The organism is Listeria monocytogenes (assembly GCF_013282665.1).
In the GTDB taxonomy this organism is placed as follows: Bacteria; Bacillota; Bacilli; order Lactobacillales; family Listeriaceae; genus Listeria; species Listeria monocytogenes_C.
In genome coordinates, this window is record NZ_CP054041.1 from 1,457,189 (window position 1) to 1,479,768 (window position 22,580).

21 protein-coding genes, 1 pseudogene and 1 riboswitch are annotated in these 22,580 nt (G+C 36.5%); of the genes and pseudogenes, 10 read left to right on the top strand and 12 right to left on the bottom strand.

Annotated elements, in window-relative coordinates:
- Nucleotides 1-2: 2 nt before the first annotated feature.
- On the bottom strand, nt 3-1,439 hold the full coding sequence (locus HRK21_RS07335; RefSeq protein ID WP_070005911.1) for a glycoside hydrolase family 1 protein: 1,437 nt from the start codon (nt 1,437-1,439) through the stop codon (nt 3-5).
- Nucleotides 1,440-1,557: 118 nt separating this feature from the next.
- Nucleotides 1,558-2,370 carry a sugar-phosphatase gene (gene yidA / locus HRK21_RS07340; RefSeq protein ID WP_070005912.1) on the bottom strand — a complete coding sequence of 271 codons (813 nt, stop codon included), beginning with the start codon at nt 2,368-2,370 and terminating at the stop codon, nt 1,558-1,560.
- A 135-nt stretch (nt 2,371-2,505) separates the two neighbouring features.
- Here yidA and HRK21_RS07345 point away from each other — a divergent pair, with 135 nt between their 5' ends.
- Nucleotides 2,506-3,009 (top strand): GNAT family N-acetyltransferase, encoded by a 504-nt coding sequence (locus HRK21_RS07345; protein WP_069887644.1) that lies wholly within the window; start codon nt 2,506-2,508, stop codon nt 3,007-3,009.
- Between the two features lie 36 nt (nt 3,010-3,045).
- On the opposite strand, the gene HRK21_RS07350 is transcribed toward HRK21_RS07345, so the two are convergent.
- From HRK21_RS07350 to HRK21_RS07360, 3 genes are all read right to left on the bottom strand, one after another.
- Complete coding sequence (locus tag HRK21_RS07350) at nt 3,046-3,708, bottom strand: Crp/Fnr family transcriptional regulator (RefSeq protein WP_003737992.1); 663 nt, start codon at nt 3,706-3,708, stop codon at nt 3,046-3,048.
- Between the two features lie 250 nt (nt 3,709-3,958).
- Nucleotides 3,959-4,801 carry a ComEC/Rec2 family competence protein gene (locus HRK21_RS07355; RefSeq protein WP_003737993.1) on the bottom strand — a complete coding sequence of 281 codons (843 nt, stop codon included), beginning with the start codon at nt 4,799-4,801 and terminating at the stop codon, nt 3,959-3,961.
- A gap of 16 nt (nt 4,802-4,817) precedes the next feature.
- A complete protein-coding gene (locus HRK21_RS07360; RefSeq protein WP_070005913.1) occupies nt 4,818-5,639 on the bottom strand; it encodes a Cof-type HAD-IIB family hydrolase in 822 nt (273 codons plus the stop codon).
- 116 nt (nt 5,640-5,755) lie between these two features.
- On the opposite strand from HRK21_RS07360, the gene HRK21_RS07365 reads away from it, so the two are divergent.
- A complete protein-coding gene (locus HRK21_RS07365) occupies nt 5,756-6,727 on the top strand; it encodes a Gfo/Idh/MocA family protein (protein WP_070005914.1) in 972 nt (323 codons plus the stop codon).
- 38 nt (nt 6,728-6,765) lie between these two features.
- On the opposite strand, the gene msmX is transcribed toward HRK21_RS07365, so the two are convergent.
- Nucleotides 6,766-7,866, bottom strand: a complete 1,101-nt coding sequence (gene msmX, locus HRK21_RS07370; protein ID WP_003737996.1) for an ABC transporter ATP-binding protein — start codon at nt 7,864-7,866, stop codon at nt 6,766-6,768.
- A 290-nt stretch (nt 7,867-8,156) separates the two neighbouring features.
- Between msmX and nrdD the strand changes: the two genes are divergently transcribed.
- The 5 genes from nrdD (at nt 8,157) to HRK21_RS07395 (ending at nt 13,655) form a co-directional block, all read left to right on the top strand.
- A complete protein-coding gene (gene nrdD, locus HRK21_RS07375) occupies nt 8,157-10,307 on the top strand; it encodes an anaerobic ribonucleoside-triphosphate reductase (protein ID WP_070005915.1) in 2,151 nt (716 codons plus the stop codon).
- A complete protein-coding gene (gene nrdG / locus HRK21_RS07380) occupies nt 10,300-10,851 on the top strand; it encodes an anaerobic ribonucleoside-triphosphate reductase activating protein (RefSeq protein WP_070005916.1) in 552 nt (183 codons plus the stop codon). The genes nrdD and nrdG overlap by 8 nt, the downstream gene beginning before the upstream one ends.
- Nucleotides 10,852-10,994: 143 nt before the next feature.
- Complete coding sequence (locus tag HRK21_RS07385; protein ID WP_069887641.1) at nt 10,995-11,972, top strand: acyltransferase family protein; 978 nt, start codon at nt 10,995-10,997, stop codon at nt 11,970-11,972.
- Nucleotides 11,973-12,208: 236 nt separating this feature from the next.
- Nucleotides 12,209-12,868 carry an ATP-binding cassette domain-containing protein gene (locus HRK21_RS07390; RefSeq protein WP_003738000.1) on the top strand — a complete coding sequence of 220 codons (660 nt, stop codon included), beginning with the start codon at nt 12,209-12,211 and terminating at the stop codon, nt 12,866-12,868.
- Nucleotides 12,831-13,655: an ABC transporter gene (locus HRK21_RS07395; protein ID WP_223276773.1), complete on the top strand. Its 825-nt coding sequence runs from the start codon at nt 12,831-12,833 to the stop codon at nt 13,653-13,655. The genes HRK21_RS07390 and HRK21_RS07395 overlap by 38 nt, the downstream gene beginning before the upstream one ends.
- A gap of 95 nt (nt 13,656-13,750) precedes the next feature.
- Here the strand turns inward: HRK21_RS07395 and HRK21_RS07400 are convergent.
- A pseudogene (locus HRK21_RS07400) lies at nt 13,751-14,580 on the bottom strand (IS3 family transposase).
- A 422-nt stretch (nt 14,581-15,002) separates the two neighbouring features.
- On the opposite strand from HRK21_RS07400, the gene HRK21_RS07405 reads away from it, so the two are divergent.
- Nucleotides 15,003-15,731 carry a hypothetical protein gene (locus HRK21_RS07405; RefSeq protein ID WP_223276774.1) on the top strand — a complete coding sequence of 243 codons (729 nt, stop codon included), beginning with the start codon at nt 15,003-15,005 and terminating at the stop codon, nt 15,729-15,731.
- 28 nt (nt 15,732-15,759) lie between these two features.
- Here HRK21_RS07405 and HRK21_RS07410 read toward each other — a convergent pair whose 3' ends face one another.
- The 5 genes from HRK21_RS07410 to HRK21_RS07430 form a co-directional block, all read right to left on the bottom strand.
- Nucleotides 15,760-16,431 carry a Crp/Fnr family transcriptional regulator gene (locus tag HRK21_RS07410; protein WP_070006202.1) on the bottom strand — a complete coding sequence of 224 codons (672 nt, stop codon included), beginning with the start codon at nt 16,429-16,431 and terminating at the stop codon, nt 15,760-15,762.
- A gap of 163 nt (nt 16,432-16,594) precedes the next feature.
- Nucleotides 16,595-17,374, bottom strand: coding sequence for a carbon-nitrogen family hydrolase (locus HRK21_RS07415; RefSeq protein ID WP_003738007.1), 780 nt, complete (start codon nt 17,372-17,374; stop codon nt 16,595-16,597).
- Between the two features lie 89 nt (nt 17,375-17,463).
- A complete protein-coding gene (locus HRK21_RS07420) occupies nt 17,464-18,126 on the bottom strand; it encodes a methionine ABC transporter permease (protein WP_003722903.1) in 663 nt (220 codons plus the stop codon).
- Nucleotides 18,123-19,139 carry a methionine ABC transporter ATP-binding protein gene (locus HRK21_RS07425; RefSeq protein WP_003731065.1) on the bottom strand — a complete coding sequence of 339 codons (1,017 nt, stop codon included), beginning with the start codon at nt 19,137-19,139 and terminating at the stop codon, nt 18,123-18,125. Before HRK21_RS07425 ends, HRK21_RS07420 begins: the two co-directional genes overlap by 4 nt.
- 14 nt (nt 19,140-19,153) lie before the next feature.
- Nucleotides 19,154-19,975 carry a MetQ/NlpA family ABC transporter substrate-binding protein gene (locus HRK21_RS07430; RefSeq protein ID WP_003738009.1) on the bottom strand — a complete coding sequence of 274 codons (822 nt, stop codon included), beginning with the start codon at nt 19,973-19,975 and terminating at the stop codon, nt 19,154-19,156.
- 108 nt (nt 19,976-20,083) lie between these two features.
- A riboswitch (SAM riboswitch) is annotated at nt 20,084-20,203 on the bottom strand.
- A 151-nt stretch (nt 20,204-20,354) separates the two neighbouring features.
- Between HRK21_RS07430 and HRK21_RS07435 the strand changes: the two genes are divergently transcribed.
- Both HRK21_RS07435 and yycF read left to right on the top strand, forming a co-directional pair.
- A complete protein-coding gene (locus HRK21_RS07435; RefSeq protein WP_070006200.1) occupies nt 20,355-21,536 on the top strand; it encodes a pyridoxal phosphate-dependent aminotransferase in 1,182 nt (393 codons plus the stop codon).
- Between the two features lie 205 nt (nt 21,537-21,741).
- Nucleotides 21,742-22,455, top strand: coding sequence for a response regulator YycF (gene yycF, locus HRK21_RS07440; protein ID WP_003724221.1), 714 nt, complete (start codon nt 21,742-21,744; stop codon nt 22,453-22,455).
- Nucleotides 22,456-22,580 lie beyond the last annotated feature (125 nt).

Consider the following 22,580-nt stretch of genomic DNA (forward strand, 5'->3'; position numbering starts at 1 on the left):
ATTTATAGGTCTGCTCCGTTTGTTTCAATCACTTGTTTATACCAGTAATAACTTTTCTTCGGAATACGAGTCATTGGCGCATCATCTTCCACATCGCGGTCAACATAAACAAAACCGTAACGTTTTTGATAGCCGTTTAACCAGCTTAGAAGGTCTGTGAAGCTCCAAGTACAATAGCCTAACATATCAACACCATCGCTGATTGCATCGCGAATAGCGGTTGCGTGCGCGCTTAGGTAGTCAATGCGGTAGTCATCGTTTACTTCGCCATCCACTAATTTATCAAATTCACCTAAACCATTTTCTGTAATTAAAATTGGTAAAGCGTAGCGGCTGTTAATACGACGAAGCGCAATTTGTAAGCCTTTTGGATCAATTGTCCAGTCCCAGTTGGTTGTTTTCACGAAAGGATTAACGACTTTTTTGTATACGCCAGGGACACCAGTTTCTTTCGTGCTACCTTTTTTACCAGTGAAGTTCATTTCGTTGTTTTGACCAACGCCATCAAGCGGGTTGTAAGCTACAGTTGCAGATTGGTAATAGTTTACGCCCATGAAATCTGGTTTTGCAGAAGCAAGAAGTTCCATATCGCCGTCTTCAATAACTGGCGCAATCTCGTTTTCTTCTAAATATTTCCAAACTGCTTTCGGATAACGCCCAAAAGCATACATATCCATCCAGAAATAACTGTTTAATTCTTCTGCATCATCGGCAGCTTGAACGTTTTTAGGATCTGTGTCGATTGGATAATGTGGTGTGTAAGCAAAACTTGGTCCAATTTTTCCATCAGGAACGATTTCGTGGAAAGCTTTGATAACGCTCGCATTAGCTAAGTTCGCAATATGGTTTACTGCGTACATTCTTTTTGGATCGCTAACTTTTGGCGGGTGAAGCGCTTGACCATAACCCATACCAACAAAGATATTTTGCTCATTCAAGGAAATCCAATATTTAACGCGGTCGCCGTAACGTTTGAATAGCGTTGTGGAATAATTCGTGAAATCTTCAATAACTTGGCGAGATTCCCAGCCACCGTATTCATCAAATAATGCTTGTGGGATATCCCAGTGATACAATGTTACAAGCGGTTCAATGTCATATTTAAGCAACTCATCAATTAAGTTATCATAAAATTTCAATCCAGCTTCATTCACTTCGCCTTTACCATTTGGGAAGATACGAGTCCAAGCGATAGAGAAACGGTAAGCTTTTAGGCCAGCGTCTGCCATTAGTTTTACGTCTTCTTTATAACGGTGATAATGGTCAACAGCTACATCGCCATTTGTACCTTTGAAAGTAGTTCCAGGAATGCGGACATATTCGTCCCAAACTGATTTACCTTTGCCGTCTGCGTCCCATGCGCCTTCGATTTGATAAGCTGCAGATGCAGAACCCCATAAGAAATCTTTCGGGAATGGTGAACGTTTTTGATGTTCCATTAATATAACCTCCATTAAAGCGATTTTTATTAAAAAACTCTACTAATATATTTTAAAGTATATTCTTTTAAAAAGATAGTTAAAAAACGCAGATTCGACTAGGAATCTGCGTTTTGTTTTATTTATCCAGCACAAATTTTTGAATTGCTTTTGCGACACCGCTATCATTGTTCGATGCAGTCGTATAGTCAGCTAATTGCTTAATTCTTTCCGGAGCATTGCCCATCGCGATACCAAGTCCAGCGAATTCAAGCATTGTAACGTCATTTTCTTGGTCGCCAATGCAGATGACTTCGCTTTGCTTAATGCCAAGTTTTTCGGAAAGTTCTTTGACCGCGTTACCTTTACTAGCGTCACGATTTAGAATTTCCAAGTAGAAAGGGGTGCTACGAACTAAATGATATTTTTCGCGGAAGGATTCCGGCATTTTCGCAATACCAGCTTCCAGTTCAGGTGCTTCTTCAATAAACATTGCTTTCGACATAATAAAATCTTCTGGCACGTTTTCGATTTCTTTATAAATCAGTTGACTGCCAGTAAGATAGGCTTCGACAATCGTGTATTTGCCAATTTCACGGTTCGGCGTATAAAGCGCTTTGTCATCAAAGAAATGCATGTGCAAATTGCTATCTAAACTCACTTGATAAATTTCTTTTAAATCGTCAATGCCAAGCGTTAAGTGAGAAATAACTTCTTTTGTAAACGTATCTTGAACAAATGCACCGTTAAAACTAATAACGTAATCGCCTTCCTCACGTAGTTCAAGTTCAGTTAAATAATTTTCTACACCAACAAGTGGACGTCCAGTGCAAAGAACTACTTTTACGCCTTTTAGTTTTGCTTGGCGAATGGCTTCTTTTACTTCGTCCGTAACCTTATGATCATCTGTCAGTAGTGTTCCATCAATATCAATCGCGATTAATTTATACAATATACTAGCTCCTTTTCCATCATAAACTCATTCTAGTATAGCATAAATTCGGATGGATTTCTGGCTATCTATTGAAACGACAGGGAATTTATGGCATGATTGACTTGGAAACTTGATAAAGAAAAGAGTGAAATAATGAAACGTAATTATCATGTGAAATTTTTAAATGAAAAAGATGTGGAGCTTGCAGAAGCTGTGTGCGCGGCATCCGAAGATTATTATTTAATGGAACAAGATAAGCCTGCATCGAAAAGTGATGCATTAAAAATTATCACAGAAATTCCAGACGGGAAAACAAGATTCGATAAGTTTGTACTAGCTGTGTTGGATGAAAATGAAAAACCAATCGGCTTAGTAGATATTGTTTCCGATTACCCTAGAAAAGGTCGCTGGTTTATCGGTTTACTTCTTTTAACGCCAGATGCTCGTCATAATGGTCTTGGAAAAGTACTTCACCAAACGATCAAAGAGTGGGCAAGTGATGGCGGAGCAGATTCATTAGCCTTAGGAGTTTTAGCTGAGAATGAAAAAGGTCGCGGATTCTTTGAACACCTTGGCTACACGAAAGAAGAAACCAAACAAGCTAATTATGGCGGAAAAGAACAAGAAGTTAGTATTTTCACTTTAGCGATTAAATAAAAAAAGGATGCAGTCTTATAGGCTGCATCCTTTTTCTTAGACGACCGTATTATTTTTTTCTAAAAGAGCTTCCATGTTAATTCGCCACTGTAGTTTTACTTTTGAAATAATCCCGGCTTCTTTTAATTCTTTAAGTTGAGAGTAGAAGAAAGCCTTGGATAGGGTACAATAGTTTTTTATAACAGTTGTGCTAATGGATTTAGGCAGTACAGCGACACCATCCTCCACGGGGATATCAAGAATTTTAACTAGCATTTCAAAAACAAAAGCGAGCTGGTCCTTTTTATCGCGATATTGTAAAAGAGATTTGTAATAACCGTGTTTGGCGATAGTTCTCATAATAGTATACTGAAATCCAAAGTTTTCTGGGAAGAGAGAAAGCGAGTACTCGATATCTTTCTTTTTGTAAATAATTATTTCACATTCAGTTAGTGTTTGATATGTTAAAACAAGGGGGGAGTTTTCAAAAATTGTATAATACCCCATGAAAAAGTTAGCAGTAAATATAGAATAAATTTTGTCATTATCGAAATCAATATATCCGGCGAGTATTCCGGATTTTAGTAAATACACACAATCCTGATTTTCAGTAACTAAATCATTTAAAACGGTATGTTCAGGTATTGTGATGATATTAGATTTTAAGTTGTATTGCTCCATCATTGCAACAAACTCTTTGTGATTAAATGGATAGGCCATTTTTTATTTCGTCTCCTTCAGATTCAGTTGTGCTCATGTAATTATATTGTATCATTGTAAAATTCTGTTAAAGTACTAAAAATAGACTACCGAAGAATCTCTTTTTAGGAGAATACCCCTTTTTAGCCAATGTAACCGCAATATTTTTGCCATATTTATGGTATTTTCAATGCAAAAAAGGTTAAGCAATACTAATAGTTAGAAAAGCCCATAACAATGGCAAGGATTCATTATTGGCTAATCGTGAAAATTATTTTCCGATAGAATAAGATGAACCGTTTCCTGTTACAACGATAGTCTTATTACGATCTGTGCGATACACTTTCGCCTTTGCTTTTGTTAATCTATTAACGGTTTGGGAGGTAGGATGACCGTAGCCATTTTTACCAACACTAATAATGGCATATTTTGGCTTTACAACATTGACAAATGCTTGACTCGTTGCGGTTTTGGAGCCTTGTGTACTTACTTTCAGGACATCCGCGCGTAATGTTTTCTTTGCATTAATCATATCGCTCTCTGCTTTGGTTTGCGCATCTCCGGTGAATAAGAATGTGTTTTTCTTATATGCAACATGGAGAACAGCACTCCAGTTGTTGCGATCTGTTTTTCCGTATGTTTTAACTGGACCTACAAATTGGGCATTTACCCCTTTGACCGGGAGTTTTACACCAGCTTTTGCCGTTTTAATAGCTAATTTTTTCTTTTTCGCTGTATTCACAAAATCTTTGTAAGCAGCAGTCGTGTTAGTAGAGTTGGGTGCATATAGGCTTTTAACTTTGATATTATTCATGACTTCTGGTAGTCCACCCACGTTATCCGCATCTGAATGAGAAGCAATCATAATATCAATATCTTTTACTTTAAGTTTTTTTAAATAATTAACGACAATTTTCCCTTTTCCTTTGTTACCTGCATCAATTAAAATATCTTCTCCGCTAGGTGCTTTGATATAAATGGCGTCTCCTTGGCCAACATCAATGAAATGCACTTTTATTGTTGGTGCAGCTGCCTCCACTTGCATAGAACTTGGTACGGATAGTCCCACAATTAAAGCAAAAGCTAGTAATACGTTTAAAATCCCTTTTTTCATCCCTTTTCCTCTTCTCTTATGAAATGAATTCTTTTAGAAATTTGTAAACCCCATCTGCTTCATTCGTGTCAGTAAGATGATTTGCTGCCGCTTTGACGTTATCGCTTGCATTCGCCATCGCAACGCCAGTTCCAGCATATTGTAGCATGCCGATATCATTTTCGCCATCACCAAAAGTAATAATTCTTTCGCGTGGAATATCATAATAAGAGCCAAGTGCTTCAACAGCTGTTTTTTTATCAGAATTTGCTGGAAGAATTTCTAAATTATTATGGTGAGAAGATAGAACGCGAATACCATTTGTTTTGTCTAAAGCAATACGTACATCAGCTAAACGAGCGACATCGTCCTCAGCTACAACAATGGCATTCAAAAATTGATTCATATTTTCATCAAAAACAGCTTTATCATTAATAGATACAAGTGAAAAACAGTCATCTCCAGTATCTAAACGACTTTTATCCGCAAGTTCTCGGAAGAAAGCAGGCGGTTCTTTTGTATAGAAGAGTGTATTTGTAGAAAAGAAAAATAGCGGTAAATCGAAATCGTGCATAATATCATACGTTTCGCGAATGGCTTTTTCTTCTAAAGTAGTTTTGAGCAGTTGTTCATTGCGAATGGCTGCATACGAACCATTAGAGGCGATAACATGACCTGAATTACTTACTTTTAAACCAACTTCGCGAGCGGAATGATACATTCGACCAGTTGAAATAGAGAAAATATGACCATCATTTTCTAAAGTTTGAATTAAATCGCGTGTTTTTTCAGATACTGTCTGGTCTTGGTGTAGTAAAGTTCCATCAATATCGGAACAAATCAAATATTTTTTAGTCAAATAAAATCATCCTTTTTAGTTAATAACTTAAGTATACCATGTGGGAATCGGAATAGTTAGATATGATACAATAGTTTTTGTCGAGTTCTAAAATAAATTTTTTGGAGGAGATTATAATGGGAAATTTAAACTGGGCAATTCTTGGACCAGGTTTGATTGCACATGAATTTGCAGAAGGAATGCGGGGACTGAACCGCGAAATTTATGCGGTAGGAGCACGGAGTTTAGAGAAGGGGCAAGCGTTCGCAAGTCAATACGAGATTGAAAATGTCTACGATGACTTTGACAAAATGCTTGCTGACCCGGCGATAGATGTAGTTTATATCGCTACACCACATTCTAATCACTACGAATTCATCATGAAAAGTTTACATAATGGCAAACATGTTTTAGCCGAAAAAGCGATAACTGTAAGTAGTAAAGAACTTAATGAAATTAATGCGCTAGCCAAAGAGAAAGGTCTAATTGTCAAAGAGGCAATGACAATATTCCATATGCCACTTTATAAAAAACTACGAGAATTTGTAGATTCCGGAACCATTGGTCAATTGAAAATTATTCAAGTTGCTTTTGGCAGTGCTAAAGAAAAAGACCCGAAAAACCGTTTTTACAATATGGATTTGGCGGGTGGTGCCTTACTTGATATTGGAACGTATGCACTCAGTTTTGCGCGCTACTTTTTAAGTGAAACGCCGGATGAAGTTTTGACGACAATGAAGAAATTCGAAACAGGTGTGGACGAACAATCAGGAATATTACTCAAAAATAAAGAAGAAGAACTAGCTGTTGTATCCTTATCGTTTCGAGCTAAAATGCCGAAACGCGGTGTTATTGCTTGCGAAGAAGGATTTATCACAGTAGACGAATATCCTCGCGCTAGCCGAGCAACAGTGACCCATACAGCCACTGGAAAAGTAGAAGAAATCGAAGCTGGTGAAACAAGCAAAGCGCTAGAATATGAAATTATAGCCATGGAAGAGAGCATTGCAACAGGAGAGAATACGACTTATCAATTAACCAATGATGTCATCGCGATTATGAGCGATGTTAGAACACAGTGGGGAATTAAATTTCCTTTTGAAAAATAAGAAAAACCCGCCAAATTTGGCGGGTTTTTCTACGAATATTAATCAGTTAAGTTATCTTCTGTTTCTGGGTCAAAGAAGTGAGATTTAGACATTTCAAATGCTAAAGTCAGTACTTCATTTGGTTGGTGTTCCGAGCGAGCATCAACACGAGCTACGAATTCATGTGTACCAACGCGGCTATGAAGCATAAATTCAGCACCAGTAAGCTCAGCGACAATCGTTGTTGCTTTGAATGTATAACCTGGGTTTGCTTCAATAACGATTGGTTCATCATGAATATCTTCTGGACGAATACCGAAAACGATATCTTTACCATCAAATCCTCTGTCTTTAAGAAGTTTCAATTTGCCTTCTGGAACTTCAATAGTGAAATCATCACCAATGAAGTTAGCACCTTCTAGACGACCTTTGAAGAAGTTCATTGCTGGGCTACCAATAAAGCCGGCTACGAACATATTCACTGGGTGATCATAAACTTGTTTTGGTGAACCAACTTGTTGGATAACACCATCTTTCATGATAACGATACGAGTCGCCATTGTCATCGCTTCTGTTTGGTCATGGGTAACGTAAATCATGGTAGTATCTAATTGTTGGTGAAGTTTTGTGATTTCTGCACGCATTTGCACACGTAATTTCGCATCTAAGTTGGAAAGTGGTTCATCCATTAGGAAGACTTTTGCGTCACGAACGATTGCACGACCTAAAGCAACACGTTGACGTTGACCACCGGAAAGTGCACTTGGTTTACGTTTTAAGTATTCAGTTAAACCAAGGATATTTGCAGCGTGTTCCACACGTTTTTTAATTTCGTCTTTCGGCATTTTACGAAGTTTCAAACCAAATGCCATGTTATCATATACAGTCATATGTGGGTATAAGGCGTAGTTTTGGAATACCATAGCAATGTCGCGGTCTTTTGGCGCAACATTATTCATTACTTTACCATCAATAGATAGTTCGCCTTTTGAAATTTCTTCTAATCCCGCAATCATACGTAAAGTTGTAGATTTACCACAACCAGATGGCCCTACGAAAACGATGAATTCTTTGTCATCGATTTCTAAATTAAAGTCTGAAACTGCAGTTACTTTGTTATCATAAATTTTATAAATATGTTCTAGTGATAATTGTGCCAACTTTCTTCGCCTCTTTCTATTTTTTAACTTGAGTTTATTGTATATGAAAACGCTTTACAAAAACTATGGCACTTTGCACAAAGAAAAAAATCATCTTTTGGGCAAAGTGCATAACTACCAAAAAAATAAAAAGAAGTAAAGGGACAAAAGACCTTTTATGTGAAATATTTTTCATGGCTTTTAATTCTTTAGTCCCAATTCAAAAAAATCCTTGGATATCATTACAAAAAAACTTTATCTTGTGTTATATTATTATAGCAGACACAATATATAGTTAGTGGGGGATTATCATGTACGTGGAACAACTTAATGAACAAATGGTAATAAAAAGGGATGGCCGCAAAGCAAACTTTGATTTAATTAAAATTCGTAATGCTGTTGAAGCATCTATGAAAGCAATTGAATTAGAGGACGAAGCATTTTTAGAAGAGATTTTGCTTGAGGTTGTAAGTGAATTACCTAACAAGGCAGATATGACCATCGATGAAATCCAGCAATGCGTCGAAAACACGTTAATGAAATCGACGTATCCTGACGTAGCGAGGGCCTACATAGAGTACCGCCATGACCGCGACCATGAGCGTGAAAACATCACAGATATGCACAAAAGCGTAGAAAAGCTATTACAAAAAGACAAAACAGTAGTAAACGAAAATGCCAACAAAGACGCGACTGTCTTTAATACACAACGAGATTTGACAGCAGGAGCCGTAGCAAAAAGTTACGCATTAAAATACATGCTACCAAAACATGTATCTAACGCTCATTTAAAAGGGGAAATTCATTTTCACGATTTAGATTACAGCCCATACCATGCGATGACCAATTGTTGTTTAATCGACATCGAAGGGATGTTATCAAAAGGATTTACGATTGGTAATGCCAACGTAGAAAGTCCGAAATCTATCCAAACAGCTACAGCACAAATTGCTCAAATAATCGCAAACGTAGCTAGTTCGCAGTACGGCGGCTGCTCGGTTGACCGCATTGATGAAGTTTTATCCGTTTACGCTCGTTTGAACTTTGAAAAACACAAAAAAGATGCGACAGAATGGGTCGTTCCAGAAAAACAAGAAGGCTATGCAGCGGAAAAAACACGCAAAGATATTTACGATGCCATGCAAAGCTTAGAATATGAAATTAACACACTATATACAAGTAACGGCCAAACACCGTTCGTAACACTAGGCTTTGGTCTTGGTGAAGATTGGTTTGCCCGCGAAATTCAAAAAGCGATCCTAAAAGTGCGTATTGGTGGGGTTGGTAAAGACAAACATACGGCCATTTTCCCGAAATTAGTATTTTCGATTCGCCGTGGAACTAATTTAAATGCAGAAGATCCTAACTATGACATTAAACAATTAGCACTTGAGTGTTCCTCGAAACGGATGTATCCAGATGTACTCAACTACGATTCACTCGTTCGATTAACAGGCGATTTCAAAGTACCAATGGGCTGTCGTTCTTTCTTACCAGCTTGGAAAAACGAAAACGGTGAGCACGTGAACGCGGGAAGAAATAACCTTGGCGTTGTAACACTTAACATTCCTCGTATCGCTATTCAGAGTGGCGGTGACAAAGAGCGTTTCTGGGAAATTTTCCACGAACGCATGAAGACAGTCAAAGATGCGCTACTTTTCCGTTTGAACCGCGTACGTCAAGCGCGTCCAGAAAATGCACCAATTTTATATAAATACGGAGCATTTGGCAAACGACTACAAGATGGCGAAAATGTCGACCAACTATTTAATAAAGAACGTTCTACTATTTCCATCGGCTATATCGGTCTTTATGAAGCAGCAACGGTATTTTATGGTGGCGAATGGGAAGGCGATGCAGAAGCGAAAAACTTCACGCTTGATATCTTGAAAGAACTAAAAAGTTATGCGGACAACTGGAAAGATGAATATGGTTATTGGTTCAGCGTATATTCAACACCAAGTGAAAGCTTAACAGACCGTTTTAACCGTTTAGATAAAGAAAAATATGGCGTAATTAAAGACATCACGGATAAAGACTACTACCAAAACTCTTTCCACTATGATGTTCGTAAAAAAATTACACCATTTGAAAAAATTGATTTTGAAAAAGAATATCCAGAATTTTGCTCTGGCGGATTTATTCACTACTGTGAGTATCCAAAAATGGTCCACAATACGAAAGCGCTTGAGGCTGTATGGGATTACTCCTATGATCGAGTAGCTTATCTTGGTACAAACACACCAATCGACAAATGTTACGAATGTAATTTTGAAGGCGAATTTGTTCCAACAGAAGAAGGCTTCAAATGCCCAAGCTGTGGCAACACCGACCCTGAAAAAGCAGATGTTGTAAAACGCACGTGTGGCTACTTAGGTAACCCAATGAAACGCCCAATGGTTCATGGACGTCACGTAGAAATTAGCAATCGCGTGAAACATATGGAGAACTTAGGTGAATAATCCAAAACCGTGTGAATGGAAGTCGAATGAATTATCCAGAGGGTATATCGCTGACTATAAAGCATTCAATTTTGTCGACGGGGAGGGCGTCCGGTGCAGTTTATATGTATCTGGATGTCCTTTCCACTGCGAAGGCTGCTACAACAAGGCCGCGCAATCATTTAAATACGGCAAACCTTACACAAAAGAACTAGAAGACGATATCCTAAAAGACATCGGACATGAAAGCGTCCAAGGCCTCACTTTGCTTGGCGGAGAACCATTTCTAAACACCGCCACATGCCTATCTGTCGTAAAACAAATCCGCGCGACATATGGCAAAACAAAAGATATCTGGTCATGGACAGGCTACACTTGGGACGAAATGATGCAAGAAACCGCCGACAAACTAGAACTTCTATCCTTAATAGATGTCCTAGTAGACGGCCGCTTCGAACAAAAGCTATTCGATCCAAACTTAGCATTCCGCGGTTCCAGCAACCAACGAATTATCGATGTACAAAAATCGCTTGCTGCTGATGAAGTGGTATTATATGAATTGTGAAAAAAAGAAGTTCTTTGGAAAATAAAGAACTTCTTTTTTAGACTTTAGATATGTAAGTAGGGGAGATACTAATTTTAATTTTTAAGTTGACAAGAATATTAATTTCATACATAGTTTTATTATAAATTCATCGAGGTGATCTATTGAAAGGAAAAGAGTATGATTATCAACTATCAAATATAAAAGGTATTTTGATATTTCTAGTGATGTTTGGTCATTTTTTGTTAGTAATGGGACCTAAAGAAGTAGCAGTAATTGATGTTATTTATTCGTTTCATATGCCAGCTTTTATTTTTATTAATGGGATATTTAGTCAAAAAGTTACCTTTAAGAAAATAGGTAGGTTGTTAGGATTATTTATTATGTTCCAGCCATTATTTTTACTATTAGGACTACTGACAGGCTATTATAAAAACATCGATTTAAAAATGTTAATTACCCCAGCTTTTCATTTATGGTATTTGCTAGCGCTGGCAGTATGGATGCTGTTCGCCATGTACGCAAATAAACGAGGGAAATATGCGGTAGATGTATTACTGATCGTTTTAGTTTTACTCGTAGTTGCAATTACAAATAGATACTTTTATGGAACGCAATTTTTAACTATTACAAGAATCCTTAGCTTCTTCCCGTATTTCATCGCAGGTTTCTATCTAGATAGAAGTGGTTTTAACAAATTACGTATATTTTTGAAAAAGTATAAGTACATATGTGGCATAATTACTTTGGTATTAGTTATAGCCTTGTATAATCTGTTTTCTACACAACCAGATGAGTTTCTTAATTTATTTTACGGATTTCTAAATAAAACGACATTTAGCGTCACTGCAGTAGGTTATATAGTGAATGTTATGGCGTCATTTTTCTTAGCCTTTTTATGGATTTTCTTATTAATTGCTATTATCCCAACTAAAAGCACGATAATGGACATAGTTGGCAGCGATACCTTGTTACCATATATCTTACATCCAATTATATTTTATTTAATGATGACGCAAAGACCTTTCTTTATGGAGCAAACAATGACATTCCAATTAATATTCACCATATTAATTACGATAGCAATATATGGAATCTTTACAATGATGCTAAGGAAAAAAGTAGTAAGACAGTTGAAATGATTAAGGAAAAAAGCCCTCTATGACGGAGGGCTATTTATAATAAATGTGAATACTGATTTAGCTAGCAAATGACTAATTTTTAACACAAAGGTTCACAAAAAGCTCACAAAATTAAAACGCATTGATGATATAATGAAAGAAATAGGGTGATAAATCAGATGAATAGTTTGAAAAATTCGAAAACGATATTGGATGAGCTTGATTAACATTATTTCTAGAATGGAGAGAATAATATTTTGGAAGATATTAGTTTGAACATACATAACCTTCAAAAGAAATACGATGACAAGACTATAATAAATAATTTGAGTATTACAATTAATTTTAATCGTAAAATAACTTTAATAACGGGAATGAATGGTTCGGGGAAATCAACATTAGCAAAAATAATAGCGGGAATTATTTTACCTGACGAGGGAACATTACAGATTTCAAACCATATTAACTTTTCAAAATGGACAAAGAGAACTACCTACTATTTATCTAGTGCAGAACGAGGCATGTTTTATAAATTGAACGGCAGACAAAATATTGAATACTTAACGTCATTAAAAGGTACAAATAAAAACGATGTGTTAAAAAAACTATTTACTTACTGTGAAAAATTAAATTGCATAGATATTTTAGAAATGCCAGCAGAAAAGCTATCTACAGGTCAAAAAAAGAAAGTATTTATCTTATCTGCGTTATGTTCGAACTGTCAGCTATTATTATTGGATGAACCTACAAATGGGCTGGATGATGAGAGTTTTTATGCATTTATTGAAATTCTAGCTAAATTAAGGCTAGAAAAAAAGATAGTATTAATTTCTCATGATAAAAGATTTTTAGATATGCCGAATATAGAGAGAATAATTTTTGAAAAAAACGGTAAGATTTATTGGAAAGGATGTTAGTATGATGGATTATTTTGGAGCTTGTATAGGAACGCTTAAAGCAAATATTCTTATTCTTTTTAAGTACAAGAAAAACCTTGTTTCGGAATTAATAATGTTTACTGGTGTATATCTGGCAATATTAATATTAAATGATAGCAGTTCAGTAACTAAGTTTTATAATGCTTCTGCAATTCAGGGACCTATTCTTTTATTAATTGGATATATGTTTTGGGCGTTTTCTGATATGGCATTATCGAGTACGGCCAACTGGATTAGTACGGATGCCAAGATGGGGCTGCTGGAACCCAAAGTCCAAAGTATATTACCTTATCCTGTACAATCATTTTTGTTACTTTTAATCAGTATTTTAGAAACAATCTTCATTCTTTTGGTAGTTGTTTTGATTTCTATTTTCGCTGACAAAATTAGTTGGGCGCAAGTTCCATTCATTTTTTTATCAGTCGTCATCCTTTTGCCGTCCGTTATAGGAATGTTTGGAATGGGTCTGGTATTCGGCGGTTATGCGGTTAAAGAGAAGAGTTTAGGAAATTTCGTAAACTTGTTTGCGGGCGCCTTAATTATTTTTTCCAATACATTTATCGTGGGTCTACCAAAAATCATTTATATCATACCATTTACTTCGGGTGTAGATTTTACGAGCAATCTGTATGTTTCTGGCAAAGCCGATTTAGGCCTCCTAAGCATAAATTTATTTATTAATACAATTTGGCTTATTGTAGGACTGATATTCTTCAATTATTCTTTAAAAAAAGAAAGAACTGTTGGTAGTTTTGATACTTTTTAAAAGATAAATAATCGTCGTTTGTGATTTGGTAAGAAAAACTCCACCCATAACTGCACTGACATGGAAAAATGAGAATGGAATAAAAACCCTTTAAATTAGGCTGCTTGTTTCCTGAAATTAATAGGAGATTGGTAGCCTAATTTTTGTTGAATTCGTTTTTCGTTATAATATTTAATGTAATCTTTTACGATTTGGATTACAATAGATTTAGCGTATTTATACGCTGTTTTATGGTAGAATGTTTCGCACTTTAGCGAGGAATGGAAACATTCTATGGGAGCGTTGTCTGCGGGTGTCCCTTTTCGGGACATATTGCGTATAACGTTTTTCTTTTTTACTTTTACTTGACATTGCCACTGATATTTTTGCATGATACGCTGTACTTTATTGACACCAACTGGTTCTTCTTGTTTCACTAATGCGGCGATTTTTCGATAACCATAAGTGAACTGATATGTTTTACATAACTGTCCTATTTTTTTCTCCAATGAGCTCTGTGCGAAATCTTTCTTTTTCCAGCGATAATAGGTAGATAAAGGTACTTGTAGTATCTGACAGATATCTCTGACAAGATACTTTGTTTTTAACTCTTCTACTAACAAAACAAAATATGCTGGATTCACTTCCTTTCCAATACCATGTACTTTTTTAAAATTTCCAGTTCTAGCTCTTTTTGCCGAAGAGCTATTTTTAATTGTTCTATTTCTGGTAATTCAGGCACCCCTTTTTGGTATTTATATTGTTTGCCTACTCCTTGATGAAACCTATGGGTTTCTTCATTTCTATACCAGCGCCACCAAGTTTTCACTTGTGTTGGATTTTTGATGTTTAATGTTCCCATAATTTCTTTGGTAGATTTACCTGCTAATTTCATTTTGATCGCTTTTTCTTTTATTTCTGCTGGATACATAATTCTTGTACTTATAGAAACACCTCCGTTAGTTTCATTTTACATGAATCCAACGAAGGTATTTTTATCTTATTCTCATTTTTTAGTGGCAGTGCCAATCAAATCATAGGCTTTTTATGTAAAGAGTGAAAATGAAGTTTAATTTCAATAAAAATAATACTTTAATAGTTTATTTATATAAAAATGGTAAAATAGACTAGTTGCTTCTACAAGAATAGTTGGGATACAATTATGAAGAAGTTATAATCTATTCAAAGGATTAAAGTAAAGAAAAGAATAAATAGAGATGAAGATAATGCGATAGTTCAAAAAATGAAAATGATCTTGAGATTATAATCAAACTTCAAAACCACCACGAAAACCACAGAACGGAAGTGTTAACTATCAACGGAAATTTTACTACAAATGAAAAAAATCAGCGGACATTTTTATTCCCGATGAAAGGGTTTAAGCGGCTTGTATTAGGAATGATTGTTATAGCGATGATTTTCACGCTATTAACGTATCTAGTTCCGAACCCGGACAAAATCACCATTCCGAATTCAGTCGAGCTGATTAATGATATAAGAATCGTTGCATTCCTTAGCTTTTGCGTATGGATGTTGTTAAGAATTGAGTATATTTTCCGTACGAAAAAACCTTGGAAATATGGGTTAGAGTATAGTATTTATTTTCATTTAGTACCTTGTCTAATAGCAATTTCAACGATATTTTTTGTGTGGATTGCCTCGATTACTTTGCTAGATAATAATTATTTATTTTTATATTGTTCCAGAGCTACGAGTATTATGGTAGCGTTATCATGCGCTTTTTATTTTGTGTTTAAGAAAGATAAAATGAAAATAAAAGGTTTTTTCATTACGCCTACAGTGGGATTCATACTGAATATATATGCAGGGATTGTTGTAGGCATGATGCTAAACGATTTGTGGGGAAATGTGTTGCATGAAGGCTTACGTGGCGGTGCTCTTGTTGGTGTGTTTGTGGCTTCGATGGCACTACCTAATATATTTATAGGCGCACTACCGGTTGTTATTTGTAATTTATACGCATGGATTACGGGGAAAGATATCAATCTGGATGAACGATATAAAAATGCAGATAATATTGACCCGAATAAAAATTATCCGCCAAATTTTGGTTTAAAAAAGAAGAAAAAGAAATAAAAAGGCACCCACGACGCAGGTGCCTTTTTTAATCAACAAATTGTCTAGCTTTCACATAATCGTACAGTTCCTTATCCCTAAGGACCCATTCTCTTCCATTTTTCCAAATTGTCCCTTGTTCCTTTAAAAGGGACAATTGTTTGTAAAAACTACTTTTTGATAAGTTGCTATAAGCGGCGATAGTGCTAGTTCGCATTTCTTTCGGGAGGATAACACTATCTTTTTCATATAGTGATCCGTGTAATTTGCCAATATTAGAAAAGGAAAGTTCTAATTTGTCAGACGAACTGGTCTCGGCGAAAAGACTTTTGAAGAACGCGTGTCGAGCCAAATCGCGCATAATGAAAAATTGAAAACCAAAATTCTCTGGAAACATGGAAAGAAAATACTCTAAATCTTTAAAAGTATATTTATAAATAATGCATGGAGAAAGGGTTGTAAACAGAAAGTTATCTACATTTCCTTGGAACAAACTATAGTAATTTACAAAAGAACCTTTACCTAGGACTGTATAAATACTATTAGATTGCGGATTCATAGAAATAGAAACGAAACCTTCTACAATTAAATAAACATGGTTATTTCTTTGAGAGGCAGTATTTACTATATCTGTATGTTTAGGAACTTTTAACTTTTCATATTTAATATTTCCTTCATGTGAAAGGCGAACAAATTCTTTATAATTAAATAATGCATCCACTATTAGCAACCCCTTTACTTTTTTGTTAACTATAATACATAATATCAAAATTAACAAAAATAAATCTATATTAATTATACCAAATTGCCGATTTATTGCTGATAATGTGTATATTTAATGAGAAAAAGTGCAAAAAATACTTTTTTGCACCTTCTTTTAGTATTTAGTAAAGCTCAGGACGTCTATCTGTGAAAACTGGAATAATGCCTCGCGTTTCAGCAACTAGATTTAAGTCAATCTCAGCGTAAATATTTCCTTCGTCTTCACCGCCATGAGCGACAATATTTCCAAGTGGATCAATCACAAGCGAGTGTCCATTGAAATGATTATTGGGATCATCACCAACTCGATTGACTGCAACGACAAATGCTTGATTTTCAATAGCGCGCGCAATAAGTAGTTGTTCCCATTGCGTAACTCGTTCAGCAGGCCACTGAGCTGAAACAAAAATGACTTCCGAACCTTCTGAAGTATGTTTGCGAATCCATTCTGGAAATCTAATATCATAGCAAATGAAACCAGCGCAAGAAACGCCGTCCAGTCGAAATAGATTTTTATCATTTCCAGCCTCTAAGTAGAGGTGCTCATTCATAAGCTGAAATAAGTGAACCTTCTTATATGAAGAAAGTAGTCCGCCATAGTTGTCGAAAGCATACATTGTATTAGAAAATTTGTTTCCTTCTGAAATAGAAACCGAGCCACCAATAATTGCGATTTGGTGCTTTTCAGAAAGTGTTGCTAAAAATTCTTTTGTTCTCTCCCCATTTAAATCAGCAACTCCAGCTAATTCATTTAAAGCATAACCTGTATTCCACATTTCTGGTAAAACTGCGATATCGGCCCCATTTTTTGCAGCTTCGACTATAGCTTTTTCAATCCGTGCATAGTTTGCATCAGGATATTTAAAAACTACATCCGTTTGACATAATGCCAACTTCCACATGTTCTTCGCTCCCTTTTTCTTTTAAAAATAACACAAGCTTGGTGACGAGTCCATATTGGAACACTTCGCACCAAGCTCTAAGTAGTGAATTAATCTTTTTTAAGACGTCTAGACAAGAAATTTCCGAATGATTGTAGTGCTTGAACCATAATAATTAAAATGATGATGGTTGTATACATGACTGTTGGCTCAAAACGTTGGAAACCATATTGATAAGCAATAGTTCCGAGTCCGCCAGCACCAACTAGTCCAGCCATTGCTGTCGCGCCGATAAGTCCGATTGTAGCGATAGTTAAGCCAAGAACGATACCAGACCGAGCTTCGCGAATAACGACACTCCAAATGATTTTCGGTGTAGAAATACCCATTGCTTGATAAGCTTCCACAACTCCACGGTCCACTTCCAAAAGGGCGGATTCCATCAAACGAGCAATGTAAGGTGCTGTAAATACGACAAGTGGCATAATAACCCCTTGAATCCCAATAGTAGTCCCAACAACAAACCGTGTTACAGGAATCATTAAGAATAACAAAATAATAAACGGTAATGAACGTAAAATATTAATAACCCAGTTTAGAATACTGTAGGCAACCAGGTTTTCTGATTGACCACCTTTGCGCGTTAATGTTAAAAATACACCAAGTGGTAAACCAATCGCAAGCGAAATCACGAGTGTAATCCCAGTCATTGTCAGCGTTTCTAGAAATCCTTGCCAAAGTATCGGGCCCCATTCTTCAAAAAACAAACTCATAGTAACTCGACCTCCTCAACAACGACTCCAGATTCTTTCAAATAAGAAATAGCTTTACTGTATTCAACTTCGTCCCCTTTTAAATGAACGAGCAGTTTTCCAAGTGTTCCGTTTTTCAAATGATCGATTCCGCCAGCTAAAATGCTTGGGAGAACGTCGAATTTGCGTGATACAAGAGCGAGAGCGGGTTCGTCCGCTTCGTCTCCAATAAAATGAAGGGAAACCAATTTCCCGGTTGCAACATATTTTTCAAGCAAATCTTGCGGGATATCGAAACTAGCTTCCGACCCAACAAAGCGCTTGGTTGTCGCGTGTTTTGCTTTCGTGAAAATATCAAGAACCGTACCTTGTTCCACTAAATGACCATTTTCCATTACAGCGACTCGGTCACAAATACGTTGAATGACATCAAGTTCATGTGTAATTAAGAAAATCGTAATGCCGAGTTCCGCATTAATTTTAAGTAACAGTTGCAAAATTGCTTCTGTTGTTTCAGGGTCCAAAGCACTTGTTGCTTCATCGCTTAAGAGAATTTCTGGTTCATGCGCTAGAGCACGAGCAATCGCCACACGCTGTTTTTGACCGCCAGAAAGTTGGCTTGGATAGTTGTTTCGTTTATCCTCTAAGCCAACAATCGATAAGTATTTATTTACACGTGTCTCGATTTCGTCTTTTGGAACGCCTTCTAATTTTAATGGTTTGGCAATGTTATCATAGACAGTTGCGGTTTTTAGTAGGTTATATCCTTGGAAAATCATGCCGATTTTCCGGCGAGCGACACGAAGTTCTTTGCTTGATAGGGTAGATAAGTTCTTCCCATCAATCACAACTTGGCCGGCATCTGGACGTTCAAGCAGGTTGATGCAACGAACAAGGGTACTTTTCCCAGCGCCACTATAACCAACGACACCGAAAATTTCTCCTTTTTCGACTGTAATAGAAACATTTTTGACGGCTTCTACGGTTTTTCCATTTACGTTAAATGACTTTGAAACTTGATGTAATTCGATCAAAATAAAACAACTCCCTAGAATGCAGGTACTACAGACCCATTAAATTCTTTTTCAATAAATGCTTTTACTTCATCTGAATGGTAATATTTTTCTAAAGTTTTTACGACTTCATCGTCTTTGTTGGCAGTACGAACAACGAAAACATTTGGATATGGATTGTCTTTTGTTGGTTCATGGTAAATAGCATCTTTATTAATAGAAAGTCCAGCGCCCATTGCAAAGTTAGTGTTGATAGCTGCGGCTGCAACTTCATCTAATTGTGCAGGGATTTGAGAAGCTTCTAGTTCCACGATTTCAAGGTCAAGCGGATTTTCGGCAATGTCTTTTTTCGTTGCTTTTTCTTCCACGCCATCTTTTAATTTAATAACGCCAGCATCTTCAAACAGTTTTAAACCGCGGTATTCGTTACTTGGATCATTTGGAACGGCAATTTTGTCGCCTTTTTTAAGATTTTTCAAGTCTTTAATATCGTTGGAGTAAATGCCCATTGGGAACGCTACTGTTTTAAAAGCAACGTCTAATTTGTAGCCTTTATCTTTCTTTTGTTGCTCCAAAAATGGAATTGTTTGGTAGTTATTTGCATCCAAATCCCCATCGTTTAAAGCTGTATTTGGTGTATTATAATCATCAAATGTTTTGATTTTGATTTCAAGACCGTCTTTTTTCGCTAATTTTTGAACTTCCTCAGCGATTTGTTGGTGAGGTCCTGCTGTTGTTCCAATTGTAATTTTTTCTGTGCTTAAGGCTTTGTCGTCACTGCCTCCTCCACATGCTGCTAATCCTAAAACAAGGCTTGATGCAAGTAAAATTCCTAACCCTTTTGTTAATTTTCTCATCTTTTTTCCTCCCTAGTATGTTGAGTGATTATCCAGATTTATTCATGGAAACAATAAAAAACTTCTCTATTTAGAATAGAGAAGTGGAAAGTCGAACATATCCAGCTCCTCTTATCTACCAAAACGGAATACACCATTTTGCTGGAATTAGCACCTTCACTTTACGCTTACATAAAGTTAGGTTGCCGGGCTTCATCGGGCCAGTCCCTCTGCCGCTCTCGATAAGAGAAAATATTTTAGAAAAACCTGTTAGTTAAAAATATACGCATATTACCTTAATTTGTCAATGCTTTTTTAAGTTTAAAAAAATCATACTGGACAAATACTTCAGAAAACTTTACTATTTTAATCAATGAAACTTAAAAAGGACGGGTGTAAAATGAAAATTTCCAAACGCTTACAAAATTTACCAGATCAGTTTTTCTCTAGCCTTGTAGAAAAAGTTGGAAAAAAGGTGGCAGAAGGGCATGATGTCATTAACTTAGGGCAAGGAAACCCAGACCAGCCAACACCCAAACATATTGTGGAAGCGATGAAAACAGCTTCAGAAAAACCACTTAACCATAAATATTCTTTATTTCGAGGAAAGCATGAACTAAAACAAGCCGCTGCGGATTTTTACGCGCGTGAATATAATGTAACGATTGATCCAAATACGGAAGTAGCTATTTTGTTTGGTACAAAAACAGGCTTAGTGGAGCTGCCGATGTGTTTGATGGATCCGGGTGATACCATGCTTTTACCTGATCCAGGTTATCCTGATTATTTGTCAGGAGTAGTGTTAGGCGAAGTTCAATTTGAAAAAATGCCACTTATGGCTGAAAATGCCTTTTTACCAGATTTTACTAAGATTCCTGTTGAAGTGGCGGAAAAAGCAGAACTTATGTATTTAAACTATCCTAATAATCCAACTGGCGCAGTGGCCACAAGTGATTTCTTTGAAGAAACAGTCACTTTTGCTAAAGAACATAATGTGGTTGTTGCGCACGATTTTGCATATGGCGGTATTGGTTTTGATGGTAAAAAGCCAATTAGTTTTTTAGAAACGAACGGTGCGAAAGAAGTTGGAATTGAACTTTATACACTTTCGAAAACATATAATATGGCCGGGTGGCGTGTTGGTTTTGCAGTTGGGAACAGTGAAGTTATCGAAGCAATTAATCTTATTCAAGATCATATGTATGTAAGTCTTTTCCCGGGGATTCAAGACGCTGCAATAGAAGCTTTAACAGGAGATCAGACTTGTGTGCAAGAATTAACGGCTCGTTATGAAAGTCGCAGGGATGCCTTTATTTCCGCTTGTAAGAAGATTGGTTGGGATGCTGTTGCGCCGGCAGGTTCGTTTTTTGCTTGGATGCCAGTTCCTGAAAATTTTACTAGTAGCGAATTTGCCGATTATCTACTAGAAGAGGTGAGTGTTGCGGTTGCAGATGGCAGCGGCTTTGGCGAATTTGGTGAAGGATATGTCCGTGTTGGTCTTTTAATGGATGAAGAGCGTTTGGAAGAAGCAGTTGCTCGAATTTCCAAATTGCATCTGTTTGATAAAGTCACTCAGAAATAGTCATTTACCCAGTTTTATGAGAAAATCGCTTGTAATAATTCAGATAATTAATGGGATGTGTTATACTTAGTTAGTAAGTCTATTCCTAGCATGTTGTTTTACAAAGACAAGCCGGAATTTAAAGCATTTAGTGAGAGTTTTAAGCATTGAATTATCTGTCCCGGTTATAGCCGGCGAAATCCAGGAATGAGAGGACTGTAAAAAAATGGCAGAAAAGAAAATTCTTGTAGTAGATGACGAAAAACCGATTGCGGATATAGTTAAGTTTAATCTAAATAAAGAAGGCTTTGATGTATACTGCGCCTATGATGGCGATGAAGCGTTAGAACTTGTAGAAGAGGTTCAGCCAGATTTGATTTTACTCGATATTATGCTTCCAGGTCGTGATGGTATCGAGGTATGTCGTGAAGTTCGTAAAAAATATGATATGCCAATAATTATGGTAACAGCGAAAGATTCCGAAATTGACAAAGTTATCGGACTAGAACTTGGTGCAGATGACTATGTAACGAAACCATTCAGTAATCGTGAATTAATTGCTCGTGTGAAAGCCAACTTGCGCCGTCACAGCCAAGTAAGCTCAAACGCAGCCGAGGAAGAAGAAAATAGCGAACTAGAGATTGGTTCTCTTATTATTCATCCAGACGCATATGTGGCTTCTAAACGTGGAGAAACTATCGAATTAACGCACCGTGAATTCGAATTACTACACTACTTAGCGAAACATATGGGACAAGTTATGACACGTGAACATTTACTTCAAACCGTTTGGGGCTATGATTACTTCGGTGATGTTCGTACTGTTGACGTTACCGTTCGTCGCTTACGTGAAAAAATTGAGGACAACCCAAGTCATCCAGCGTGGTTAGTAACAAGACGCGGAGTTGGCTATTATTTACGTAATCCAGAACAAGAATAAATAACAAGAAGTGGTCGCCGAAGTGAAAAAATCGGTGACCACTTTTTTTGGGTATTTTCGCATATGTAACTACTATTTTTATAAATAAATTGACCCAATTAACAGGAAAATCCATACGTCTACCC